The 26,155-nt window shown below is 72.5% G+C and carries 9 protein-coding genes (1 of these 9 running past the window's edge); 7 read left to right on the top strand and 2 right to left on the bottom strand.

From position 1 onward, the window contains the following. Nucleotides 1-17: 17 nt before the first annotated feature. Nucleotides 18-1,427: a class I adenylate-forming enzyme family protein gene (locus ACSMTC_RS02150; RefSeq protein ID WP_436557903.1), complete on the top strand. Its 1,410-nt coding sequence runs from the start codon at nucleotides 18-20 to the stop codon at nucleotides 1,425-1,427. A gap of 7 nt (nucleotides 1,428-1,434) precedes the next feature. Here ACSMTC_RS02150 and ACSMTC_RS02145 read toward each other — a convergent pair whose 3' ends face one another. Beyond that, nucleotides 1,435-2,064: a response regulator gene (locus ACSMTC_RS02145; protein WP_436557902.1), complete on the bottom strand. Its 630-nt coding sequence runs from the start codon at nucleotides 2,062-2,064 to the stop codon at nucleotides 1,435-1,437. Between the two features lie 123 nt (nucleotides 2,065-2,187). Between ACSMTC_RS02145 and ACSMTC_RS02140 the strand changes: the two genes are divergently transcribed. Both ACSMTC_RS02140 and ACSMTC_RS02135 read left to right on the top strand, forming a co-directional pair. Further along, entirely contained in the window at nucleotides 2,188-2,400 is a 213-nt protein-coding gene (locus ACSMTC_RS02140; protein WP_436557901.1) for a hypothetical protein, read from the top strand. A gap of 183 nt (nucleotides 2,401-2,583) precedes the next feature. Next, complete coding sequence (locus ACSMTC_RS02135) at nucleotides 2,584-3,351, top strand: nucleotidyltransferase family protein (protein ID WP_436557900.1); 768 nt, start codon at nucleotides 2,584-2,586, stop codon at nucleotides 3,349-3,351. An 8-nt stretch (nucleotides 3,352-3,359) separates the two neighbouring features. Here the strand turns inward: ACSMTC_RS02135 and ACSMTC_RS02130 are convergent, their stop codons facing one another. Beyond that, a complete protein-coding gene (locus tag ACSMTC_RS02130; RefSeq protein ID WP_436557899.1) occupies nucleotides 3,360-4,670 on the bottom strand; it encodes a sensor histidine kinase in 1,311 nt (436 codons plus the stop codon). A 200-nt stretch (nucleotides 4,671-4,870) separates the two neighbouring features. On the opposite strand from ACSMTC_RS02130, the gene ACSMTC_RS02125 reads away from it, so the two are divergent. The 4 genes from ACSMTC_RS02125 to ACSMTC_RS02110 all read left to right on the top strand — a co-directional run. Then, nucleotides 4,871-5,380, top strand: a complete 510-nt coding sequence (locus ACSMTC_RS02125; protein WP_436557898.1) for a hypothetical protein — start codon at nucleotides 4,871-4,873, stop codon at nucleotides 5,378-5,380. A 19-nt stretch (nucleotides 5,381-5,399) separates the two neighbouring features. Then, nucleotides 5,400-5,900, top strand: coding sequence for a PH domain-containing protein (locus ACSMTC_RS02120; protein WP_436557897.1), 501 nt, complete (start codon nucleotides 5,400-5,402; stop codon nucleotides 5,898-5,900). Further along, nucleotides 5,897-7,429, top strand: a complete 1,533-nt coding sequence (locus tag ACSMTC_RS02115; protein WP_436557896.1) for a PH domain-containing protein — start codon at nucleotides 5,897-5,899, stop codon at nucleotides 7,427-7,429. The genes ACSMTC_RS02120 and ACSMTC_RS02115 overlap by 4 nt, the downstream gene beginning before the upstream one ends. Nucleotides 7,430-7,662: 233 nt before the next feature. Then, nucleotides 7,663-26,155 carry the 5' portion of a type I polyketide synthase gene (locus tag ACSMTC_RS02110; RefSeq protein WP_436557895.1) on the top strand. 16,031 nt of this gene lie beyond the right edge of the window, so 18,493 of the gene's 34,524 nt are visible here — the first part of the coding sequence; its start codon is at nucleotides 7,663-7,665; its stop codon lies beyond the right edge, outside the window.

The following is a 26,155-nucleotide window of genomic DNA, read 5'->3' as shown; positions in this document are numbered from 1 at the left end:
AGAAGGAAGAGAAGCCGATGGCGGCAAAGATCCTTGCGGAGACGTCGGTCATGACGCTCGCCGAGTTCGAGCGGGACACCCTGCGGATAGCGCAGGTGCTGCGGGAGCGGGGAGTCGGGCTCGGCGAGCGGGTGCTGTTCAAGGCCGGGAACTCGATCGCCTACGTCTCGGTCCTCTTCGCCCTGATGCACGTGGGAGCCTCCATCGTCCTGGTGGACCAGCAGGAGAAGCAGGACACCACCGCCGCCATCATCCGGCGGGCCGGGACCAAGGTGGTGCTGGTGGACGACGACGCCCCGGTGCCCGCCGACGCCGACCCGGTCTACCTCTACGAACTCCTCGCGTCCGCACCGGACTTGGAGGTGACCGACCGCAAGCTCTGCTTCGACGCCTGGTGCGCTCTGGACGACGCCCTGATCATGTGGTCCTCCGGATCCACCGGTGAGCCCAAGGGCATCGTCAAGAACGGCGGCCGGTTCCTGAAGAACCTCGAGCGCAACGCGCACCACATGGGCCACAACGCCGACGACGTGCTGCTGCCGCTGCTGCCGTTCTCGCACCAGTACGGCCTGTCCATGGTGCTGATCGCCTGGATCGTCCAGGGCTCGCTGGTGGTCGCCCCCTACAAGCGCGCCGACCGCGCCCTGCGGATGGCCGGGCACTTCGGCGCGACCGTCATCGACGCGACCCCGGCGACCTACCGCAGCATCCTCACCATCCTGGGGCAGCGCCCGCAGCTCACCTCCTCACTGGAGGCGGTCCGGATGTTCTGCAGCGGCGCGGCCCCGCTGGACCAGGCGCTGGTGGACCGCTACGTCGAGCGCTTCGGCCTGCCGCTGCTGGACAGTTACGGCAGCACCGAGGCCGGCAACGTGGCCTTCGCGACCTGCGACAACCCCGTCTCCTGCGGCCAGGCCATGGACGGCCTGCGGATCAGGGTGGTGGACGACGAGGACCGCGAACTCGCGGCCGGCGAGGTCGGCGAGCTCCTGGTGGAGACCCCCGACGTGATGATCGGCTACCTCACCCAGGACGGCGGCATCGACCCCGTCGACCAGCAGGTCTTCCGCACCGGCGACCTCGGCTACCTCGACGCCGAGGGCAACCTCTTCGTGCTGGGACGCAAGTTCGCGGTCCACCGCAACGGCTACACCCTCTATCCCGAGATCGTCGAGCGCAAGGCCGCCGCCGGAGGCTGCTCCACCCGGATCGTCCCGCTGCCCGACGAGCGCCGGGGCAGCAGCCTGGTCTTCTTCGTGGAGGACGAGCAACTGCGCGAGGCCGGCTACTGGCGGGAGTTCCTGGCCGAGCTGCTGCCGGTCTACGAGCAGCCCAACCGGGTGGTGGTGCTGGAGCAGTTCCCGCTCAACCGCAACGGCAAGCCGGACAAGCGGAAGATGACCGAACTCGCGCAGGCCGCCGCCTGACGATCCGTCAGTCCAGCAGTCCGCGCTCCATCGCGGCGAGCACCGCCGCCGTGCGGTCCGAGACGTCGAGCTTCTTGAAGACCCGCAGCAGATGAGTCTTCACGGTCGCCTCACCGATGTGCAGTTGACGGCCGATGTCGGCGTTGGTCAGCCCGCGTCCGACCAGTAGCAGCACCTCGCGCTCCCGTCCCGAAAGCGCCTGCGGCTCCTGTGCCTTGGCGCGGAACAGCCTGCCCGCGACGGCGGGGGAGAGCACGGTCTCGCCCCGTGCCGCGGCCCGGACGCCTTCGATCAGGTCGGAGCGCGAACTGCCCTTCAGCAGGTACCCGGCGGCACCGGCCTCCACCGCGCGCAGAATGTCGGCGTCGCTCTCGTAGGTGGTGACCACCACGACCTTGGGGCGCCGCGAGTGCGCCAGGATCCGGGCGGTGGCGGTGACCCCGTCCATCGCCCCCATCCGCAGGTCCATCAGCACCACGTCCGGATCGAGCGAGGCGGCCAGCACCACCGCCTCCTCCCCGCCCCCCGCCATCCCGACCACCGAGATCCCCGGGGCGGACTCCAGCATCGCCGACAGCCCCTCCCGTACCACGGGATGGTCGTCGGCGATCAGGACGGTGATCGGCTGCGGGGTCATCGGCTGCCTCCGGGGGCTCGGTGCTGTCCAGCCGCATCCTTCCGTACCCGGCGACCGGGCCACCGGCCGGGCCCCGGCCCCGGCAGGGGTGCCGAGGTGCGGGGCCGGGGGAGGCGTGCAAGCGTGGAAAACGCCCCCGAACACCACGGCATTGGAGTGATCATGGGGATTGGCGACAAGTTCAGGGACAAGGCCCAGCAGCTTGAGGAAGAAGCCAAGGAGATGCTGGGGAAGAGCCCGAAGAAGGACGAAGCCCAGCAGAAGGCCTCCCAGGCACAGCAACAGGGCCAACAGAACCTGGACGACCTCAGGGACGACATCGACGACGAGCAGTAGGCGCAAGCCTGCGGACGGTTGCGACCACGCTGCCCCCGTACCGGCCGGAGCGGGCCGGTACGGGGGCAGCGGCCGGTCCGGCCCGTGTAGGCGGCCGGGATCGCCGCCCGCCGCAGGGCGTATCCGAGCGGTGGCCGGGAAAAGGACCGGCGCCGGGTGAGCGGTGCCCCTAGGCTCACGCCCATGCACGCACAGGACGACGAATCATTCCTCGACCACGTCACGGCCGAGCTGGCGGCGCTGCCGACCGTGGAAGCGGTCGCGCTGGGCGGCTCGCGGGCCGCCGGAAAGCACCGGCCCGACAGTGACTGGGACTTCGCGGTGTACTACCGAGGGGCGTTCTCCCCGCAGGACCTGAGGGCCGTGGGCTGGCCGGGAGAGGTCTCCGAGATCGGCGGATGGGGCGGCGGAGTGTTCAACGGCGGTGGCTGGCTGGAGGTCCGCGGCCGGCGCGTCGATGTGCACTACCGGGATCTGGACGAGGTCGAGCACCACCTCGCCGAGGCCCGCGAGGGCCGTTTCCACGTCGAGCGGCTGCTGTTCCACCTGGCCGGTGTGCCGAGCTACATCGTGGTCGCGGAGCTGGCCGGCAACCAGGTCCTGCACGGTGTGCTGCCCAGGCCCGGGTATCCCGAGGCGCTGAAACGGCAGGCGCCGGGGCAGTGGTGGGGCGGGGCCAGGCTCACCCTCGACTACGCGCGGGCCGCCCACGCCGGGCGGGGGCACCTCACCGACTGCGCCGGGGCCATCGCCTCGGCGGCCTGCCAGGCGGCGCACGCGGTCCTGGCGGCCCGGGGCGAGTGGGTCACCAACGAGAAGACCCTGCTGGACCGTGCCGGACTCCGCGGCATCGACCGCATCCTCAGCGCCCTGAGCCCCGACCCGCAGGCGCTCACCGCCGCGATCGACGCGGCGGCGGAGCTGCTGGGGGAGGCCGCCGGCGGAGCCTGAACGGGCGGTCAGCCCAGCGGGACGCGGACATCGACCACGGTGCCCCGGCCGAGGGAGCTGTCGACCTCGACCGTGCCGCCGATCTCGGCCACCCGGGCGCGCATTCCGCGCAGCCCGTAGCCGTGGTCGTCCTCCCGCTCCGGGGCGAAGCCGCGGCCGTCGTCCTCGACCAGCAGCCGTACCGAGGCGTCGGTGAACTCGGCCGTCAGCGAGACGCGTTCGGCTCCGGCGTGCTTGCGGATGTTGGCCAGCGCCTCCTGGGCGGTGCGCAGCAGTACCACGCTCACCGCGGTGGGCAGCGGGAACTCGGTACCGCTGACGCGGTAGTCGACGGCGAGGCCGGTCTCGGCGGCCAGGGTCTCGCCCTGGCGGCGGACGGCCTCGCCGAGGGAGTTGCCGCGCAGGGCGACCGGCGTCAGGGCGGCGACGAAGCCGCGGGTCTCGGCCAGGTTGTCGGTGGCGGAGCGGGCGGCCAGCGCCAGGTGCCGGCGGGCCAGTTCGGGCGAGTCCTCCAGTTCCGAGTCGGCGGCCTGGATCAGCGCGATGATGCTGGTCAGTCCCTGTGCCAGGGTGTCGTGGATCTCCCGCGCCAGCCGCTCGCGCTCGGCCGCGATCCCGGCCTGGTGGGAGAGGTGGGCCACCCGCTCCCGGCTCAGCTCCAACTCCTCGATCAGCCGCGCGCGGTCGCGGCTCTGCTCCACCACCCTGGTGATCCACAGCCCGAGCAGGACCGCGAGCGCGATGCCGAGCAGGGTGGTCGGCAGGATGCCGAGCACGGCCGACCCCGGGTCGCCGCTGGTGGCCCAGACCATCACCAGCGGAAGGAGGTTGGCCAGCAGCACCACCACGATCCCGGGCGCCGACGGCAGCGACATCAGCAGCATCGGGCAGATCGCGAACAGGGCGAAGGCGCTGCTGACGTCGAGCGCGGTGGCCAGGCCGAACAGGGCGATCAGCCCGAGCGCGAACCACCGGCCGCGGCGCCCGGACTTGGTCCCGCCGAGCATCAGCGGCCGGCCGAACCCGGCGTACCAGGGGACGATCAGGGTCAGCGCGGCGATCGCCCCGGCCAGGCGGCCCGGCGGGCCCGGGGAGGTCAGCAGCAGGCCGGTGGTGACCAGGTAGGACAGGCCGAAGTAGGCGTCCCAGAGCCCGAACCAGCGGACCACCGGGTCCAGGCGTTCGGTCGCTTCCGAGACGGACTGATCGGTGCCGGACTGATCGACGGCGGACCGATCGGTGGCGGACCGATCGGCGGGGGACGGACCGGCCGAGGGCCGATCGAGCGGGGGCTGGTCAGGGGCGGTTCGGGACGGCACGCTGACCAGTCCTACCACGGCCGGTCCGCCGGCCGCACCGCACGCCCGGGGCCCCGGCCGCCGGCGGCTGTCCACCGATCGGTGGACAGCCGGTTCAACTGGCAGGTTGTTTCGGGCCGTCCGCTCGCTGCCTAGCCTGAGAACAGCCGGAAACAGCGGCGGAAACCATCGGCTGACAAGTCATCTGGAGCGCGGGCGCGATGAGCGGATTCATGATCACCCTGGTGGTCAGCGGCACGGTGCTGGTGGTCATTCTGGCCAGCGACCTCGGCCGCCGGCGCATCACCACAATGCGGCTGATCCGGCCGCTGATAGCGGTGGCGGTCGTCATGGTGCTGTTCTTCCACACGCCGAAACTCGACGGGAACGATCTGTCGCTGCAACTCGTCGGGGTCGGGATCGGCGTCATTCTCGGGCTGACCGCCGGTGCGATGCTGCCGGCGCACCGGGATTCCAGCGGTCAGGTTTACACCAGGGCCGGAGTGCTGTATGCACTGTTCTGGCTGGTGATGTCGGCGGCCCGGGTGCTCTTCGTCTACGGAATCGAGCACTGGTACACCGCCGACATCATCAAGTTCGCCGTCAAGTACCGGATCAGCGGCCCCGAGGTGTTCTCCAACTCGCTCGTACTGATGGCTCTCGCAACGGTGCTCGCACGGACGGTGGTCGTGATGAACCGCCGCCGTCGGCTCCGGATCACCGCCCGATAGCACTCGTTAGGATCTGAGCGTGCGTCATTTGGAAACCCTCCGGCTTCGACCGCCACGGCATCGGGTGGAGCGTCGTGCCATCGCCTGGTGGACCGTCCAGGCCTCGCTGATCCCCGTTCCCACCATGCTCGTCGTGGGCCTCCTGTACCTCCTGATCCCGCCGGCCCGCTTCGTCTTCGGCTGGATCTTCCTGGCGGTCGCGCTGCCCGGGATCGCGTACATGGTCGTCATGCCCCTGTGGCGCTACCGGGTCCACCGCTGGGAGACCACCGACCAGGCGGTCTACACCGCCACCGGCTGGCTCTGGCAGAAGTGGCGGGTGGCGCCGCTGTCCCGGATCCAGACCGTGGACACCGTACGCGGCCCGCTGGAGCAGCTGTTCGGGCTCTCCGGAATCAAGGTCACCACCGCCTCGGCCGCCGGCGATCTGAAGATCCGCGGGATCGACCACCGCAAGGCCCTGGAAGTGGTGGAACACCTGACCCAGGCCACCCAGGCCACCCCGGGGGACGCGACGTGAGTACTGAGACCGAGGCGGCCTGGCAGCGGCTCAGCCCGCGACTGATACCGGTCCACCTGAGCTGGCTGCTCGCCCCGGTGGTCACCGGCACCGGCACCCTGATCGGCACCGGCGGAAAGCTCAACCTGCAGGCCCTGATCACGCTCGGCTCCTTCACCGTCGCCTTCGCGATCGTGGCCGGCCTCAACCTGATGCGCTTCCTCACCACCGGCTACCGGATCACCGATCAGCGCCTGGAACTCCGCTCGGGCCTGCTCTTCCGCAGCCGCCGCTCCATCCCGCTGGACCGCATCCGCAGCGCCGACATCACCGCCCGCCCGCTGTACCGGGTCTTCGGACTCGCCTCGGTCAGCATCGGCGCCGCCGCCCACGGCGGCTCGTCGAACCGCAAGTTCTCCCTGGACGGCGTCACCCGGGGCCAGGCCACCGCACTGCGGCAGGACCTGCTCAACCGGCGCGCCGCCCTGCTCGCCGACCCGGACGCCGCCGCGCCGGAGGAGAACACCCCGATCGCCGAACTCCAGCGCTCCTGGCTGCGCTACGCACCCCTGACCATCTGGGGCGTCGGCGGGCTCTTCGCCGTACTCGGCATCAGCTACCGCACCCTGCACGAGATGCAGATCGACCCGCTCGAACTCGGCATCGTCCACGACCTGGTGGCCGCCTTCAGCTCGGTCCCGCTGTGGCTCGGCATCCCGGCCCTGCTGCTCGCCATCGCCGTCCTCGGCACCATCGGCGCGGTCGGCCTCTACGTCGAGGGCTGGTCCGGGTTCCGGCTGGAGCGCGAGGACGGCGGCATCCTCCGGGTCCGCCGGGGCCTGCTGATCCACCGCTCGGTCTCGATCGAGGAACGGCGACTGCGCGGCATCGAGGTGGTCGAACCCATGATGCTGCGCTGGGGCGGCGGCGCCCGCCTGCACGCGGTCGCCAGCGGCCTCGGCTCGGCCGAGGAGAACCGCAAACGAGGCGCCCTGATGCCGCCCGCGCCACGCGCCGAGATCATCCGGGTGGCCGCCGACGTCCTCGGCGAGCAGGACTCCCCGACCACCCTCGCCCGGCTGCGCCCGCACCCGAGAACGGCGCTGCGCCGCCGCGTCAACCGGGGGCTGCTGGTGACCGCCCTGGCCGTGGCGCCGCTCGCGGTGCCCGCCATCTGGCTGCCCGGCGCCTGGCGCACCGGCTTCCTCACCGCGGCCGGGATCACCGCCGCCGTCCTGCTGCCCGCCGGCTGGCTGCTGGCCCAGGACGCCTACCGCACCCTGGGCCACGGCCTGTCAGACGGCTACCTGGTCGCCCGGGCGGGCACCTTCGCCCATCGCACGGTCGCGCTGCGCCGCGAGGGCATCATCGGACTGACCGTCAGCCGGTCGGTCTTCCAGCGCCGCTCGGGTCTGCTCACCCTCACCGCCACCACGGCGGCCGGCAGCGGCGCGTACCGGGTCCGCGACCTGGCCGCCGAGGAGGGACTGGCCTTCGCCGAGGAGGCGGTACCCGGGCTGCTCACACCCTTCCTGGAACGCGACTACTGAAGCGGATTTCCTGGAACGCCCCGACGAGGTATTGTCGGGCGATTCCCGGGAACAATTCCCAGGGATTGATCCGCAGAATGACCACGCCGACCGGCGGCCCCGGAAAACAGGGGTCGCCGGTCGAAATCGTAGGGGTGCTTAGGGGTCCCTTAGGGGCTTTCTGGTGCTTGCCGCCCATGACAGGCTGACCAAAGGTCTTGGATACCGTCTGCCGGGTAGTGGAGCGCGTGATGATGAACCAGTCCGAGGGTTTCATTTCGGAGCCGGACGGTGCGGATGCCGGAAAGCCGGAAGAATTCCCGTCCTGGCGGCAGAAGCTGGCCGAACTGCCCGAGGCGGAACAGCGGCGGCTGCTGCTGAACCTGGTGCTCGACCAGGCGAGGGAATCCCTGCGCGGAAAGTCGTCCGCCGCCGTCGGAGCCGACCGGCCGTTCCTGGAACTCGGATTCGACTCGCTGGCCGCCGTCGACCTCCACAGCAGGATCACCGCGGCCACCGGACTGAGCCTCCCGGTCACCCTGGTCTTCGACCACCCGACCCCCGCCTCGCTCTCCAGGCACCTGCGCACGGAAATCCTCGGAATCACCGCCGAAACCGGCCCTGACGAATTCCACACACCCGTTCACGACGAGCCCGTCGCGATCGTCGGAATGGCCTGCCGGTTCCCCGGCGACGTCCACTCCCCGGAGCAGCTGTGGCAGCTGGTCGCCGACGGCGTCGACGCGATCTCGGCCTTCCCGGCCGGCCGCGGCTGGGACCTCGGCAGCCTCTACGACCCGGACCCGGACCACCCCGGCACCAGCTACGCGCAGCACGGCGGCTTCCTGCACGACGCCGACACCTTCGACCCCGGATTCTTCGGCATCTCGCCGCGCGAGGCCCTCGCCATGGACCCGCAGCAGCGGCTGCTCCTGGAGACCTCCTGGGAGGCCTTCGAGCGGGCCGGCATCGACCCGGGCACCCTGCGCGAGTCCCGCACCGGTGTCTTCATCGGAGCCGAGGCCCAGGACTACGGCCCGCGCCTGCACGAGGCCGGCGAAGGCATGGAGGGCTACCTGGTCACCGGCAACGCCGCCAGCGTCGCCTCCGGCCGCATCTCCTACACCTTCGGCTTCCAGGGCCCGGCGGTCACCATCGACACCGCCTGCTCCTCCTCACTGGTCGCGCTGCACCTCGCCGTCCAGTCGCTGCGCCGCGGCGAGTGCGGCATCGCCCTGGCCGGCGGCGTCGCCGTGATGGCCAACCCCGGCTCCTTCATCGCCTTCAGCCGCCAGCGCGGCCTCGCCCCCGACGGCCGCTGCAAGCCCTTCGCCGCCGCCGCCGACGGCACCGCCTGGGGCGAGGGCGTCGGCATGCTGCTGGTCGAGCGGCTCTCCGACGCGCAGCGCAACGGCCACCCGGTGCTGGCGATCGTGCGCGGCACCGCGATCAACCAGGACGGCGCCTCCAACGGCCTGACCGCCCCCAACGGCCCGTCCCAGCAGCGCGTCATCCGGCAGGCCCTGGCCGACGCCGGACTGACGGCCGACCAGGTCGACGCGGTCGAGGCGCACGGCACGGGCACCCGTCTCGGCGACCCGATCGAGGCGCAGGCGCTGCTCGCCACCTACGGCCAGGAGCACCCGGCGGACCGTCCGCTGCTGCTCGGCTCGCTGAAGTCCAACATCGGCCACACCCAGGCCGCCGCCGGTATCGGCGGCGTCATCAAGATGGTCATGGCGATGCGCAGCGGCGTCCTGCCGCGCACCCTGCACCTGGACCAGCCCACCCCGCACGTCGACTGGACCTCGGGAGCCGTCGAGCTGCTGAGCGAGGCCCGGCCGTGGCCGGAGACCGGTCAGCCGCGCCGCGCGGGCATCTCCTCCTTCGGTATGAGCGGCACCAACGCGCACGCCGTGATCGAGCAGGCCCCGGCGGTCGACGAGCCCACGGCCGGGCCGGACCACGACGACGCGCCCGCGCTGCTGCCCTGGGTGCTCTCCGCCAGGACTCCCGAGGCGCTGCGCACCCAGGCCGAGCGCCTGCGCGCCCACCTGGACGCCCACACCGAGCACACCCCGGCCGACCTCGGCCACTCCCTCGCCACCACCCGTGCGGGCTTCGAGCACCGCGCCGTCCTGGTGGCCGGCGAGCGCGAGGAGTTCCGGCACGCCCTCGACGCCCTCGCCGACGGCAACGCCGCGGCGGGCCTGGTGCAGGGCACGGCCACCGACGGCCGACTGGCCTTCCTGTTCACCGGCCAGGGCAGTCAGCGCCTCGCCATGGGCCGCGAACTCTACGAGACCTTCCCGGTGTTCGCCAAGGCACTGGACCAGGCCTGCGGCTACCTCGACCTCCAGCTCGAACGCCGGCTGCGCGAGGTCCTGTTCGCCGCCGAGGGCTCCGCCGAAGGCGAACTGATCCACCGGACCGCCTACGCCCAGCCGGCGCTCTTCGCGATCGAGGTCGCCCTGTTCCGCCTGGTCGAGTCCTGGGGCCTGCGGCCGGACCTGCTGGCCGGACACTCGATCGGCGAGTTCGCCGCCGCGCACGTGGCGGGCGTGCTGTCACTGGAAGACGCCGCACTGCTGGTGGCCGCCCGCGGCCGCCTGATGCAGCAACTGCCCACCGGCGGTGCGATGGTGGCACTCCAGGCCAGTGAGGCCGAGATCCTGCCGCTGCTGACCGGCGAGGTCGGCATCGCCGCCGTCAACGGCCCCGCCGCGGTGGTCGTCTCCGGCGCCGAGCAGGCCGTCCTGGCGATCGCCGAGCAGCTCGCCGCCCAGGGCCGCAAGACCAAGCGGCTCACGGTCAGCCACGCCTTCCACTCGCCGCTGATGGACGGCATGCTCACCGAATTCCGGCGCTGCGCCCAGGTGGTGACCTACCGGGAGCCCACCGTCCCGATCGTCTCCACCCTGACCGGCGACATCATCGCCGCCGATGAGATCCGCACCCCCGAGTACTGGGTGCGCCACGTCCGCGAGGCCGTCCGCTTCCACGACGCCGTCCAGAGCCTGGAGCGTGAGGGCGCCCGCACCTTCCTGGAGCTGGGCCCGGACGGCGTGCTCACCGCACTGGGCCAGGAGAGCGCCGGCGAGGACGCGGTCTTCGTACCGCTCCTGCGCGCGGGCCGCCCCGAGACCAGGACGCTCACCACCGCCGTCGCCCAGGCGCACGTCCGGGGCGCGGCCCTGGACTGGGACGGCGTCTTCGCGGGCCGGTCCGCCCGCCGCGTCGACCTGCCCACCTACGGCTTCCAGCGCGAACGGTACTGGCTCGACGCCGGCAGCCCCACCGGGGACGCCGCCTCGATCGGCCTCGGCACCGCCGACCACCCGCTGCTCGGCGCCGTGGTCTCGCTCGCCGACGTGGACGGCTTCCTGTTCACCGGCCGGCTCTCGCTCGACAGCCACCCCTGGCTCGCCGACCACGCGGTCATGGGCACCGTGCTGCTCCCCGGCACCGCCTTCGTCGAGCTCGCCGTCCGGGCCGGCGACCAGACCGGCTGCGACCTGGTCGAGGAACTCACCCTCGAAGCACCGCTGCTGCTGCCCGCACAGGGCGGCGTGCAGCTCCAGATCGTGGTCAGCGGCGCCGACGAGAACGGCAGCCGCTCCTTCAGCCTGCACTCCCGGCCCGAGGGCGCCCAGGCCGAGGAGCCCTGGACCCGGCACGCCACCGGCGTACTCACCACCGCGGGCCCCCGCGCCCCGTTCGAACTCGCCCAGTGGCCGCCCGCCGACGCCCACCCGGTGGACGTCCAGGACATCCACACCGGCCTGGCCGAGACCGGCTTCGGCTACGGACCGGCCTTCCGGGGCCTGCGGGCCGCCTGGCTGCGCGACGGCGAGATCTTCGCCGAGATCGAACTGCCCGAGCAGGCACAGGGCGACGCCGACCGCTTCGGCCTCCACCCCGCCCTGCTGGACGCCGCACTGCACGCGCTCGGCGCCGACCGCTCCGACGGCGCGGTCCGGGGCGGTCTGCCGTTCGTCTGGAACGGCGTCACCCTGCACGCCACCGGAGCCCGGGCGCTGCGCCTGCGGGTCACCCCGCTGGGCCGCGGCGAGGTCGCCCTCCAACTCGCCGACGGCGCCGGACAGCCGGTGATGACGGTCGACTCCCTCACCCTGCGCGAGATCTCCGAGGAGCAGCTCCAGGACGCCCGCGGCGGCCGGATGGACTCGCTGTTCCGGGTGGAGTGGATGACGCTGCCGGTCTCGGCCGCGACCGGCGGCGGCCGCTGGGCCGTGCTCGGCGCCGACCCGTTCGGTACCGGCATCGAGAGCCACACCGATCTCGCGGCGCTCGGCGCGGCCGTGGACGCCGGACTGCCGCTGCCGGGCGAGGTGTTCCTCGCCCTGGACGGCGCCGACTCGGCCGCCGACACCGCCTCAGCCGTCCGTACCGCCCTGCACGGTGTGCTCGATGTGGTCCAGGAGTGGCTGGCGGACGAGCGGTTCGCCTCCTCGCGCCTGGTCCTGGTGACCCGTGGCGCGGCGGCCGGCGGCGAGAACCTCGTCCACGCGCCGGTCTGGGGCCTGGTGCGCTCCGCACAGCTGGAGAACCCCGGCCGACTGGTGCTGGCCGACCTGGACGCCCAGGGCATGCAGGTCGAGGTCCTGGCAGGCGCGCTGGCCTCCGGAGAGCCGGAGTTCGCGGTCCGCGAGGGCGTCGTACGGGTGCCCAGGCTGGCGCGCGCCGTCGTGCCCTCCTCGGTGGCGCGGCCGGTGTTCGACGCGGACGGCACGGTGCTGATCACCGGTGCGTCCGGGATGCTGGGCGCCCTGGTCGCGCGTCACCTGGTGGCCGAGCACGGAGTGCGCAGTCTGCTGCTGGTCTCGCGCCGAGGTGCGGATGCGCCGGGTACGGCCGAACTGGTCGCCGAACTGGCCGAGTCGGGTGCGTCGGTGGCGGTGGCGGCCTGCGACGTCGCGGACCGGGCGGCGCTGGCGCAGGTGCTGGCGTCCGTTCCCACCGAGTTCCCGCTGACGGGCGTGGTGCACACGGCCGGCGTGCTGGACGACGGCATCATCACCGCGCTCACCCCCGAGCGGATCGACACCGTGCTGCGCCCGAAGGTGGACGCCGCGCTCAACCTGCACGAGCTCACCACCGGTCTCGACCTGACCGCCTTCGTGCTCTTCTCCTCCAACGCGGGCACCTTCGGCGGACTCGGCCAGGCCAACTACGCCGCCGCCAACGCCTTCCTGGACGCCCTCGCCGCCCACCGCCGCGCCGCCGGCCTCCCCGCGACCGCCCTCGCCTGGGGCCTGTGGGCCGAGGGCGGCATGGCCGAAACCCTCGACGCCGCCGACCTCCAGCGGCTCGCCCGCTCCGGCATGACCGGCCTGTCCGACACCGAGGGCCTCGCCCTCTTCGACGCCGCCACCGGCAGCGACGAGGCCCTGCTGGTCCCGATGCGGCTCGACCTCGCCGCGCTGCGCCCGCAGGCGGCCGCCGGTACCCTCCCCGCCCTGCTGCGCGGACTGGTCCGCACCCCGTCCCGCCGGGCCGCGCGTGCGGCCGCCGCCGGCGGCTCCGAACTGATGCGCCGACTGGCCGGGCTGTCCGAGGCCGAGCTGGACCGCGAGATCCTCGAACTGCTGCGGGTCCGCGTGGCCGCCGTCCTGGGCCACGCCTCGCCCGAGATGATCGAGGCGGGCCGGGCGTTCAACGAGATCGGCTTCGACTCGCTGACCTCGGTCGAGCTGCGCAACGAGCTCAACTCCGTCACCGGTCTGCGGCTCCCGCCGACCCTGATCTTCGACTACCCGACGCCCGCCGCACTGGCCGAGTACCTGCGCTCGGAGATCGCCGGCGCCGACCACACGACCGCCTCCGCCCAGCTCCCGGCGCCCAGGGTGGACGACGAGCCGATCGCCATCGTCGGTATGAGCTGCCGCTACCCCGGCGGCGTGACCTCGCCCGAAGAGCTGTGGCAGCTGGTCACGGCAGGCACCGACGCGATCTCGGAGTTCCCGGCCGGCCGCGGCTGGGACCTCGACCACCTCTTCGACCCGGACCCGGACCACCCCGGCACCAGCTACGCCGACCAGGGCGGCTTCCTGCACGGTGCCGGCCTCTTCGACCCCGCGTTCTTCGGTATCAGCCCGCGTGAGGCCCTGGCCATGGACCCGCAGCAGCGACTGCTGCTGGAGGTCTCCTGGGAGGCGTTCGAGCGGGCCGGCATCGACCCGGCCACCATGCGCGGCAGCCGTACCGGCGTCTTCGCCGGTGTGATGTACCACGACTACGCCACCCGGATCGGCGCGGTGCCGGACGGCGTCGAGGGCTACCTCGGTACCGGCACCTCGGGCAGCATCGCCTCCGGCCGCCTCTCCTACACCTTCGGCCTGGAGGGCCCGGCGGTCACCGTCGACACCGCCTGCTCCTCCTCGCTGGTCGCGCTGCACCTCGCCGTGCAGGCCCTGCGGCAGGGCGAGTGCACCATGGCGCTGGCCGGCGGTGTGACCGTGATGGCCACGCCCGAGGCGTTCATCGACTTCAGCCGCCAGCGCGGCCTGGCCAAGGACGGCCGCTCCAAGTCCTTCTCCGCCGTCGCCGACGGCACCAGCTGGTCCGAGGGCGCTGGCATGCTGCTGGTCGAGCGGCTGTCCGACGCGCGCCGCAACGGGCACCCCGTGCTGGCGATCGTGCGCGGCAGTGCGATCAACCAGGACGGTGCGTCCAACGGTCTGACGGCACCGAACGGCCCCTCCCAGCAGCGGGTGATCCGGCAGGCGCTGGCCTCCGCGGGCCTGGCGGCCGACCAGGTCGACGTGGTCGAGGCGCACGGCACCGGCACCACGCTCGGTGACCCGATCGAGGCGCAGGCCCTGCTCGCCACCTACGGCCAGGAACACTCGGACGACCGTCCGCTGTGGCTGGGTTCGCTGAAGTCCAACATCGGCCACACCCAGGCCGCCGCCGGTGTCGCGGGCGTCATCAAGATGGTGATGGCCATGCGGCACGGCACCCTGCCGAAGAGCCTCCACCTCGGCGAGCCCTCGCCGAACGTCGAATGGTCCTCGGGCGCGGTCGAGCTGCTGACCGAGGCCCGGCCGTGGCCGGAGACCGGACAGCCGCGCCGCGCCGGCATCTCCTCCTTCGGCTTCAGCGGCACCAACGCCCACACCATCATCGAGCAGGCGCCGGCGGCGGAGGCGACCGAATCCGCCTCGCGTCCGGCGCCCGCCGTCCAGCCGTGGGTCATCTCGGCCAAGACCGAGGACGCCCTGCGGGACCAGGCGCTGGCGCTGCTCTCGCACCTCGACGACGAGCCCGGGTTCGCCCCGGCCGACGTCGCCTACTCGCTGGCGACCGGCCGGGCGGCGCTGGAGCACCGCGCCGTCGTCGTCGCCGGTGAACCCGAGGACTACCTGCGGCAGTTGGGCGCGCTGACGGCCGGTGAGCCGACCGCCGACGTGGTGCGGGGATCGGTGGCCGGAGGACGGCTGGCGTTCCTGTTCACGGGCCAGGGCAGCCAGCGGGCCGGTATGGGCGCCGAGCTGTACGAGGCGTTCCCGGTCTTCGCCGAGGCGTTCGACGCGGCCTGCGCCGAGCTGGACCGGCACTCGGACCGTTCGCTGCGTGACGTGGTGTTCGGCGGCGAGGGGCTGGACCAGACCGGGTACACGCAGCCCGCGCTGTTCGCGATCGAGGTGGCACTGTTCCGCCTGGTCGAGTCGTGGGGCCTGCGGCCGGACGTGCTGGCCGGGCACTCGATCGGTGAGCTGGCGGCCGCGCACGTGGCAGGTGTGCTGTCGCTGGCGGACGCCGCTGTGCTGGTGGCCGCTCGCGGCCGCCTGATGCAGGAACTGCCTTCGGGTGGTGCGATGGTGGCGGTGCAGGCCTCGGAGGACGAGGTACTGCCGCTGCTGGACGGTGAGGTGGGGATCGCCGCCGTCAACGGGCCGACCTCGGTGGTGATCTCCGGTACCGAGCAGGCGGTGCTGGCGGTTGCGGAGCGGCTGGCCGCCGATGGGCGCAAGACCAAGCGGCTGACGGTGAGCCACGCCTTCCACTCGCCGCTGATGGAGCCGATGCTCGCCGAGTTCCGGGCGGTGGCCGAGGGGCTCACCTTCGCCGAGCCGCGCATCCCGGTCGTCTCCACGCTGACGGGCCGAGCGGCTTCGGCTGACGAGTTGCGTTCGCCCGAGTACTGGGTGCGGCACGTCCGCGAGGCGGTCCGCTTCCACGACGCGGTGCGGACACTGGAGGGTGAAGGCGTCCGTACCTTCGTCGAGTTGGGCCCCGACGGGGTGCTCTCGGCGATGGGCCAGGAGTGCGTGAGCGAGGCCGCGGTGTTCGCACCGCTGCTGCGCGGCGACCGCCCCGAGGTACACGCACTGACGACCGCTCTCGCGCAGGCCTACGTGCGTGGTGTCACGGTGGACTGGCAGGCGTTCTTCGGCGGCCAGGGTGCCCGCCGGGTGGACCTGCCGACGTACGCGTTCCAGCGGCAGTGGTACTGGCTGGAGAACACGGTTGCCCCGGTCGCCGGAGCGGCCGTCGTCGACGCGGTGGACGCGAGCTTCTGGGAGGCCGTGGAGAGGGGCGACCTGGAGGCGCTGTCCTCGGCGCTCGACCTGGACGGGGACCAGCCGCTGAGCTCGGTGCTGCCGGCTCTGTCGGCCTGGCGCCGGCAGAGCCGGCAGCAGTCCACGGTGGACGGCTGGCGCTACCGCGACAGCTGGAAGCCGGTGGGTGAGGCCGTCTCCGGTGTGCTGTCGGGGACGTGGCTGGTGGTGGCTCCGGCCGAGGACGCCGCTGCGGCGGCCGTGGTCGGGATGCTGTCCGGCCGTGGTGTGGACGTGCGCCGGGTCGAGCCGGTCGGCGCCGATCGCGGTGCGATGGCCGAGCTGCTGCGCGGCGCGGTCGCGGACGGGACGGCGGTCGCGGGTGTGCTGTCCCTGCTCGCCCTGGGCGAGGACGGGACTGCCGCGCTCACGGCGACTCTTGTCCAGGCGCTGGGCGATGCCGGTATCGCTGCTCCGCTGTGGTGTGTGACGCGTGGTGCGGTGTCGACCGGTCGCAGCGACCGGCTCGGCAGCCCGGCTCAGGCTCAGGTCTGGGGGCTTGGCAGGGCGGTGGCACTGGAGCACCCCGATCGCTGGGGCGGACTGGTCGACCTGCCGGAGGTGCTGGACGAGCGTGCGCTGTCGCGGCTGGCGGGTGTGCTGGCGGGTGGCGAGGACCAGGTCGCGGTGCGGGCGTCGGGTGTGTTCGCCCGTCGTCTGGTGCGGGCCGCGCGTGGTGAGTCCGTGGCCTGGAAGCCGTCCGGGACGGTTCTGGTGACGGGTGGTACGGGGGCGCTGGGTGCGGAGGTCGCGCGCTGGCTGGCCCGTAACGGAGCCGAGCACCTGGTGCTGACCAGCCGCCGGGGCCTGGATGCTCCCGGTGCGGTCGAACTGCGCGATGAGCTGGCCGAGTTGGGCGCAACCGTCACGGTGGCCGCGTGTGATGTGGCCGACCGTGAGGCGCTGGCGGAGCTGCTCGCCACCGTCGAGGTTTCGGCGGTGTTCCACACCGCCGGTGTGCTGGATGACGGCATGGTGGACGGTCTGTCGCCCGAGCGGTTCGCCAGCGTGGCCCGTCCCAAGGTGGACGCCGCGCTCAACCTGCACGAGCTGACCTCGGACCTCTCCGCGTTCGTCCTGTTCTCGTCGATCGCCGGTTCGGTCGGCAGCGCGGGTCAGGGCAACTACGCCGCCGCGAACGCCTTCCTGGACGCGCTCGCCGAGCAGCGCCGCGCGGACGGTCTGGCCGCCACCTCGATCGCCTGGGGCCCCTGGGCCGGGAGCGGCATGGCCACCGACCGCACCCTCGAAGAGCGGCTGCGCCGCGAGGGTGTCCCGCCGATGACCCCCGAGCTGGCGATCGCCGCCCTCCAGCAGGCCCTGGATCAGCGCGACTTCGCGCTCACCGTCGCCGACATCGCCTGGGAGCGGTTCCTCCCCGCGATGACGGCCGCCCGGGCGAGCGAGCTGTTCAACGAGATTCCCGAGGCCCGCCAGGCGGTGTCCGCCGCCGGCGGAACGGACGCCGCCGCGACCACCTCGCAGGCCGGACGCCTGGCCGGCCTGTCCGAGGCCGAGCAGATGCGCCTCCTGCTCGACCTCGTCCGGACCAACGTCGCCGCCGTCCTCGCCCACTCCGGCGCGGAGTCGGTGGAGGCCGGGCGGGCGTTCAAGGAGCTCGGCTTCGACTCGCTGACCGCCGTCGAGCTGCGCAACCGACTCAACGCCGCCACCGGCCTCCGCCTCCCGACCACACTGGTCTTCGACTACCCGTCGGCCACCGCCCTCGCCGAGCACCTCCGCTCCGAGCTGCTGGGCGGCGCCTCCGCCACCGCGACCCCGGCCGCCGCCCTCGCCGTCGCCGACGACGAGCCGATCGCGATCGTCGCGATGAGCTGCCGATTCCCGGGCGGTGTCACCACACCCGAGGAGCTGTGGCAGCTGCTCGTCTCCGGCGGCGACGCGATGGCCGGTCTGCCGACCGACCGGGGCTGGAACGTCGAGACCCTGTACGACCCGGACCCCGACCAGGTCGGCAAGATCTACACCCGCGAGGGCGGATTCCTCTACGACGCCGCCGAGTTCGACCCGGCGTTCTTCGGGATCTCGCCGCGCGAGGCCCTGTCGATGGACCCGCAGCAGCGCCTGCTGCTCGAGACCTCCTGGGAGGCCTTCGAGCGCGCGGGCATCGACCCGGCCACGCTGCGCGGCAGCCGTACCGGTGTCTTCGCCGGCACCAACGGCCAGGACTACCTCGCCCTGCTGATGAACTCCCCGGAGGAGCTGGAAGGCCAGCTCGGCACCGGTACGGCGGCCAGCGTGGTCTCCGGCCGCCTCTCCTACACCTTCGGGCTTGAGGGCCCGGCGGTCACCATCGACACCGCCTGCTCCTCCTCGCTGGTCGCGCTGCACCTCGCGGTGCAGGCGCTGCGCAACGGAGAGTGCACCCTGGCGCTGGCCGGTGGTGTCACCGTGATGGCCACCCCGGACACCTTCCTCGACTTCAGCCGCCAGCGCGGGCTCTCCGCCGACGGCCGCTGCAAGGCGTTCGCCGCCTCGGCGGACGGTACCGCCTGGGGCGAGGGCGTGGGCATGCTGCTGGTGGAGCGGCTGTCGGACGCCCGTCGCAACGGTCACCCGGTCCTCGCGGTGGTGCGCGGCTCCGCCGTCAACCAGGACGGTGCGTCCAACGGTCTTACCGCGCCGAACGGCCCTTCGCAGCAGCGGGTGATCCGGCAGGCGCTGGAGAACGCTGGTCTGACCGCCCGCCAGATCGATGCGGTCGAGGCGCATGGCACCGGTACCGCGCTGGGTGACCCGATCGAGGCGCAGGCCCTGCTGGCGACCTACGGCCAGGAGCACTCGGACGAGCAGCCGCTGTGGCTGGGTTCGGTGAAGTCCAACGTCGGCCACACGCAGGCCGCCGCAGGTGTCGCCGGCGTCATCAAGATGGTGCTCGCCATGCAGCACGGTGTGCTGCCGCAGACCCTGCACGTCAACGAGCCCACCCCGCACGTGGACTGGACGTCCGGTGCGGTCTCACTGCTCGCCGAGCTCACCGAGTGGCCCGAGACCGGAGAGCCGCGGCGTTCCGCCGTGTCGTCCTTCGGCTTCAGCGGCACGAACGCGCACGCCATCCTGGAGCAGGCTCCGGTGGTCGAGACGGTGGCTGTTGAGGCGGCTGTGTCGCCGTCGGTGGTGCCGGTGGTGTTCTCGGCGAGGGGTGAGGTGGCGCTGCGGGCGCAGGCGGAGCGGTTGCTGTCTGCGGGTGATGCCGAACTGGTGGATGTGGCTTATTCGTTGGCGACTGGGCGGGCGGCGCTGGAGCGTCGTGCGGTGGTGGTCGCGGGTGAGCGCGCGGAGCTGGTGAGCGGGCTGGGTGCGCTGGTGGCCGGTGAGTCGGCCGCGAACCTGGTGCGGGGCACGGTGGTTGATGGTCGGGTGGCGTTCCTGTTCACGGGGCAGGGGAGCCAGCGGGCTGGTATGGGCGCTGAGTTGTACGAGGCGTTCCCGGTGTTCGCGGATGCGCTGGACGAGGTGTTCGCGCACCTGGACCAGCACCTGGACCGTCCGCTGCGTGAGGTGGTGTTCGCGGGCGAGGGGCTGGATCAGACCGGGTTCACGCAGCCGGCGCTGTTCGCGGTCGAGGTGGCGCTGTTCCGGCTGGTCGAGGCGTGGGGCCTGCGGCCGGATGTGCTGGCCGGACACTCGATCGGTGAGATCGCTGCCGCGCATGTGGCGGGTGTGCTGTCGCTGGCGGATGCCGCTGCCCTGGTGGCGGCTCGTGGTCGGTTGATGCAGGCGCTGCCGGTTGGTGGTGCGATGGTGGCGGTGCAGGCCTCGGAGGATGAGGTTCTGCCGCTGCTGACCGAGGAGTTGGGGATCGCGGCGGTCAACGGGCCGACCTCGGTGGTGATCTCGGGTGCCGAGGATGCCGTTCTGGCGGCGGCCGAGCAGTTGGCGGCGCAGGGTCGCAAGACCAAGCGGCTCACCGTCAGCCACGCGTTCCACTCGCCGCTGATGGAGCCGATGCTCTCCGAGTTCCGTACGATCGCCGAGGGTCTGGCCTTCGGCGAGCCGAGGATTCCGATCGTGTCCACCCTCACCGGTGGGATCGCGGAGGAGATCCGCACCGCCGAGTACTGGGTGCGCCACGTCCGCGATACGGTCCGCTTCCACGACGCTATCCAGAGCCTGGAGTCTGAGGGCGTCCGTACGTTCGTGGAGTTGGGCCCGGACGGGGTGCTCTCCGCGATGGGCCAGGAGTGTGTGACCGGGGACGCGGTGTTCGCGTCGCTGCTGCGCGCGGGCCGTCCCGAGGCGCAGACGCTGACCACCGCTGTCGCCCAGGCGTACGTTCGTGGTGCGGCCGTCGACTGGCAGGCGGTCTTCGCCGGTCAGGGTGCCCGTCGGGTGGACCTGCCGACCTACGCCTTCCAGCGCCAGCGCTACTGGCCGCGTACCCCGATCCTGGCGATGGGCGATGTCGCGTCGATCGGGCTGGGTTCGGCCGGGCATCCGCTGCTGGGTGCGAGTGTGGAGCTGCCGGATTCCGACGGTGTGGTGTTCACGGGTCGTCTGTCGGTGCAGTCGCACCCGTGGCTGGCCGATCACGCGGTGATGGGCAGTGTGCTGCTGCCGGGTACCGCCTTCGTGGAGCTGGCCATCCGAGCCGGTGACCAGGTCGGCTGCGGGCTGCTGGAGGAGCTGACGCTGGAGGCGCCGCTGGTGCTGCCCGAGCGTGGTGGCGTCCAGTTGCGGCTGGCGCTGGGCGCGGCGGACGAGAGCGGTCGACGTTCGCTGAGTCTGCACTCGCGGGCCGAGGACGCGCTCGCGGAGGAGCCCTGGACGCGGCACGCCACCGGTGTGCTCGCACCGGGTGCCCAGGCTCAGGCCTCGTTCGAACTGGCGGAGTGGCCCCCGGCCGGTGCGGTCGCGGTCGAGGTGGCGGACCTGTACGAGCGCCTGGCCGCCGCCGGGTTCGGCTACGGTCCGGTGTTCCAGGGCCTGCGCGCCGCCTGGCGCAAGGGCGAGGAGGTGTACGCCGAGCTCCGGCTGCCCGAGAGCGAGCACGAGGACGCCGAGCGCTACGGCCTGCACCCCGCGCTGTTGGATGCCGCACTGCACGCCCTCGGCCTCGACATCACCGGCCCCGAAGGCGCGGACGGCCCCCGGCAGGCCCGCATCCCGTTCTCGTGGAACGGCGTGACGCTGTACGCGACCGGTGCCGCCGCACTGCGCCTGCGACTGTCCGAGATCAGCGAGGACACGGCGTCGCTGCTGCTCGCGGACGAGTCCGGGCAGCCGGTCGCCTCGGTCGAGTCGCTGGTCTCGCGTGAGATCGCCGCAGAGCAGGTGCGCGGTACGGGCGGGCTCGTGGACTCGCTGTTCCGGGTGGAGTGGACCTCCCTGCCGGTCTCGGCCGCGCCCGCAGGCCGCTGGGCGCTGCTCGGCGCGGATTCGCTCGGAGCGGTCGGCACCGGCGCCGAGAAGTTCGCCGATCTGGCCGCGCTGGGTGCGGCCGTGGACGGCGGCGTGGCGGTGCCCGATGCGGTCTTCGTCTCGCTGGCGGACTCCGCCTCGACCGACACCGCCTCGGCTGTCCGGGCCGCGCTGCACGGTGTGCTCGGTGTGGTGCAGGAGTGGCTGGCGGATGAGCGGTTCGCCTCCTCGCGCCTGGTCCTGGTGACCCGTGGCGCGGCGGCCGGTGGCGACAACATGGTCCACGCCCCGGTCTGGGGCCTGCTGCGCTCCGCGCAGTCCGAGAACCCCGACCGCCTGGTACTGCTGGACGTCGACGGCGGCGAGTTCTCCCGTGAGGCGCTGTCGGCCGCGCTGGCCTCCGGTGAGCCCGAACTGGCCGTACGCGAAGGCGCGTTGCGAGCACCTCGTCTGGTCCGGGTGGCGGCGGTGTCCGATGTGGCACGGCCGGTGTTCGACGCGGACGGCACGGTGCTGATCACGGGTGCGTCCGGGATGCTGGGTGCTCTGGTCGCGCGTCATCTGGTGGCCGAGCACGGAGTGCGCAGTCTGCTGCTGGTGTCGCGTCGTGGTGCGGATGCGCCGGGTGCGGCCGAACTGGTCGCCGAGCTGGCCGAGTCGGGTGCGTCCGTGGCGGTGGCGGCCTGTGATGTCGCGGACCGTGCGGCGCTGGCGGAGCTGCTGGCGTCGGTTCCCACTGAGTTCCCGTTGACGGGTGTGGTGCACACGGCGGGTGTGCTGGACGACGGCGTCGTCTCCGCGCTGACGCCGGAACGGATCGACACCGTTCTGCGTCCGAAGGTGGACGCGGCGCTCAACCTGCACGAGCTCACCGCCGGTCTGGACCTGAGCGCGTTCGTGCTCTTCTCCTCCGCCGCCGGCACTCTGAGCAGCCCCGGGCAGGGCAACTACGCGGCCGCCAACGTCTTCCTGGACGCCCTCGCCGCCCGCCGCCGCGCCGCCGGCCTCCCCGCGACCTCGCTCGCCTGGGGTCCGTGGGCCGACAGCAGCGGCATGGTCGGCAGCCTGGACGAGCTCGACGTCCAGCGCATGAGCCGCAGCGGTATCCACGGTCTGTCCTCGGCCGAGGGCCTGGCACTGCTGGACACCGCCGTCGCCATGGGCGACGCGGCCCTGGTCCCGATGCGGCTCGACCTGGCGGCGCTGCGCCCGCAGGCCGCCGCCGGTACCCTCCCCGCCCTGCTGCGCGGACTGGTCCGCGTCCCGGCCCGCCGCGCGGTGCGGGCAGGCTCGACGGGCGGCTCGGAGCTGGCCGGCCGACTGCTCGTGCTGCCCGCCGCCGAGCGGGAGCAGGCAGTGCTGGACCTGGTCCGCAGCCGGGTCGGATCCGTCCTGGGCTACGCCGACGTCGCTGCGGTGGAGTCCGGGCGGGCGTTCAAGGAACTCGGGTTCGACTCGCTGACGGCGGTCGAACTGCGCAACGAGCTCAACGGCGCGACGGGCCTGCGACTGCCCGCCACGCTGGTCTTCGACTACCCGAGCCCGATCGCACTGGCGGCCTTCCTGGTCACCGAGCTGCTGGGCGAGGCGCCCGAGACCTCCGTCACCGGCCCGGTCGCGGTGCTGGACGACGAGCCGATCGCGATCGTCGGGATGAGCTGCCGCTACCCGGGTGGTGTGGAGTCGCCGGAGGATCTGTGGCGGCTGGTGTCCGAGGGCAGGGACGCGATCTCCGGCTTCCCTGCCGGCCGCGGCTGGGACCTCGACGGCCTCTACCACCCCGACCCGGACCACCAGGGCACCACCTACGCCCGCGAGGGCGGCTTCCTGCACGACGCCGGTCTGTTCGACCCGGAGTTCTTCGGCATCAGCCCGCGCGAGGCCCTGGCCATGGACCCGCAGCAGCGCCTCCTCCTCGAGACCTCCTGGGAGGCCATCGAGCGGGCGGGCATCGACCCGGCCACGCTGCGCGGCAGCCGTACCGGCGTGTTCGCCGGTGTGATGTACCACGACTACGCGACCGGTATCAGCGAGCTGCCGGACGGTGTCGAGGGCTACCTGGGCACCGGTGTCTCGGGCAGCATCGCCTCCGGCCGTGTCGCCTACACCTTCGGTCTGGAGGGCCCGGCCGTCACGGTCGACACCGCCTGCTCCTCCTCGCTGGTTGCTCTGCACTGGGCGATCCAGGCACTGCGCAACGGCGAGTGCGGCATGGCTCTGGCAGGTGGCGTGACCGTGATGGCCACGCCCGAGACCTTCGTGGACTTCAGCCGCCAGCGCGGTCTGTCGGCCGACGGCCGCTGCAAGGCGTTCTCGGCCGGAGCGGACGGCACGGGCTGGGGTGAGGGTGTCGGCATGCTGCTGGTGGAGCGGCTGTCGGACGCGGAGCGCAACGGGCACCCGGTGCTCGCGGTGGTGCGCGGCTCCGCCGTCAACCAGGACGGTGCGTCGAACGGTCTGACGGCGCCGAATGGCCCCTCGCAGCAGCGGGTGATCCGGCAGGCGCTGGTGAACGCGGGTCTGTCGGCCGATGAGGTCGATGCGGTGGAGGCGCATGGTACGGGTACCACGCTGGGTGACCCGATCGAGGCGCAGGCGCTGCTCGCCACCTACGGTCAGGAGCACCCGGAGGACCGTCCGCTGTGGCTGGGTTCGCTGAAGTCGAACATCGGTCACACCCAGGCGGCGGCGGGTGTCGGCGGCATCATCAAGATGGTGATGGCGATGCGGCAGGGTGTGCTGCCGCAGACGCTGCATGTGAACGAGCCTTCGCCGAAGGTGGATTGGGCTTCGGGTGCGGTGTCGCTGCTGACGGAGTCGCGGCCGTGGCCGGAGACGGGTCGTCCGCGTCGTGCGGCGGTGTCGTCGTTCGGTATCAGCGGTACCAACGCGCACACCATCCTCGAGTACGCCCCGGTGGCTGTTGAGGAGCCGGCGGAGACCGACTCCCGCACCGTCCCGCTGCTGCTCTCCGCGAAGAACGACAAGGCGCTGGCGGGCCAGGCGACGCGACTGCTGTCCCTGCTCTCCGAGCAGACCGAGATCGGCCTGATTGACCTGGGGCACTCGTTGGTGGCGTCCCGGGCCGGGTTCGAGCACCGGGCGGTGGTGGTCGCGGGTGACCGTGAGGCTGCTGTTCGGGGTCTGGAGGCGTTGGCGTCCGGTGAGCCGGGTGCGGGTGTGGTCCAGGGCGTGGCGACCGGGTCTGTGGGGAAGGTGGCGTTCGTCTTCCCGGGGCAGGGGTCGCAGTGGGCGGCGATGGGTGCCGGGCTGTGGGATGAGTCCGAGGTGTTCCGGTCGCGGATCGCCGAGTGTGGTGCTGCGTTGGCGCCGTTCACTGACTGGTTGTTGGAGGATGTGCTGCTCGGTCGTGCCGGTGAGGCGTGGCTGGAGCGGGTTGATGTGGTCCAGCCGGTGCTGTGGGCCGTGATGGTCTCGCTCGCCGAGGTGTGGCGTGCTGCGGGTGTGGAGCCGTCGGTGGTGGTGGGTCACTCGCAGGGTGAGATCGCCGCTGCTGTGGTGGCGGGTGCGTTGTCGCTGGAGGACGGTGCGCGTGTGGTGGCGCTGCGCAGTCGGGCCATCGCTGGTGGGCTTGCGGGTCGTGGTGGGATGGTGTCGGTCGCGTTGCCGGTGGAGGCGGTGCGTGAGCGGCTGACGGTGTGGGGTGGGGCGCGGATCTCGGTCGCGGCGGTGAACGGGCCGTCGTCGGTGGTGGTTTCGGGTGAGCCGGCCGCGCTGGATGAGCTGATCGCCTCCTGTGAGGCGGACGGCGTCCGGGCTCGCCGGGTGCCGGTGGATTACGCCTCGCACTCGGCGCAGGTGGAGTCGATCCGTACCGAACTGCTGGATGTTCTGAAGGATGTGACCCCGCGTGCGGGTCGGGTGCCGCTGCTGTCCACGGTGACCGGTGAGCTGGTCGACGGTTCGGGTATGGACGCCGAGTACTGGTACACCAACCTCCGTGAGACCGTCCGGCTGCGGGAGGCCATCGAGGCCCTGCTGGCCGACGGGTACGGCACCTTCATCGAGGTCAGCCCGCACCCCGTCCTGGTGATGGCGGTGCAGGAGAGCATCGAGGCGACGAGCCGGGACGCGGTGGCCTTCGGGACACTCCGCCGCCAGGAAGGCGGCCTGGAGCGGCTGTTCACCTCGCTGGGCGAGGCCCATGTGCGGGGCGTTCGGGTGGACTGGCAGTCGTTCTTCGCGGGGCTGAACACGCGCCGGGTGGAGCTGCCGACCTACGCCTTCCAGCGCGAGCGCTACTGGCTGGAGTCGGACGGATCCGTCACGACGGTCGAGGTCCCGGTCGACGCGGTGGACGCGAGCTTCTGGGAGGCCGTGGAGAGGGGCGACCTGGAGGCGCTGTCCTCGGCGCTCGACCTGGACGGGGACCAGCCGCTGAGCTCGGTACTGCCCGCTCTGTCGGCCTGGCGCCGGCAGAGCCGGCAGCAGTCCACGGTGGACGGCTGGCGCTACCGCGACAGCTGGAAGCCGGTCACGGACGGCGGTGCGGGTGCGCCGTCGGGGACGTGGCTGGTGGTCGCTCCGGCCGAGGACGCCGCTGCGGCGGCCGTGGTCGGGATGCTGGCCGGCCGTGGTGTGGACGTGCGCCGGGTCGAGCCGGCCGGTGCCGATCGCGGTGCGGTGGGCGACTCGCTCCGGCAGGCGCTCGCCGACGGTGTGTCGGTGTCCGGTGTGCTGTCGCTGCTCGCGCTGGACGAGACCGTGCTCGCGGCCGGTGGCGGAGTCACCGGCGGTGCCGCCGGGACGCTGGCGCTGG

Source organism: Kitasatospora sp. HPM-01-4 (genome assembly GCF_051374625.1).
Taxonomy (GTDB): Bacteria; Actinomycetota; Actinomycetes; order Streptomycetales; family Streptomycetaceae; genus Kitasatospora.
The sequence above is the reverse complement of the archived record's forward strand: the minus strand, read 5'-3'. Positions and strand labels throughout refer to the sequence as shown.

What these genes read in the sequence shown, in the direction of transcription:
- ACSMTC_RS02135 (WP_436557900.1), top strand. Translation starts at nt 2,584, where the DNA reads ATGCACGCACAGGACGACGAATCATTCCTCGACCACGTCACGGCCGAG.
- ACSMTC_RS02145 (WP_436557902.1), bottom strand. Translation starts at nt 2,064, where the DNA reads ATGACCCCGCAGCCGATCACCGTCCTGATCGCCGACGACCATCCCGTG.
- ACSMTC_RS02125 (WP_436557898.1), top strand. Translation starts at nt 4,871, where the DNA reads ATGAGCGGATTCATGATCACCCTGGTGGTCAGCGGCACGGTGCTGGTG.
- ACSMTC_RS02150 (WP_436557903.1), top strand. Translation starts at nt 18, where the DNA reads ATGGCGGCAAAGATCCTTGCGGAGACGTCGGTCATGACGCTCGCCGAG.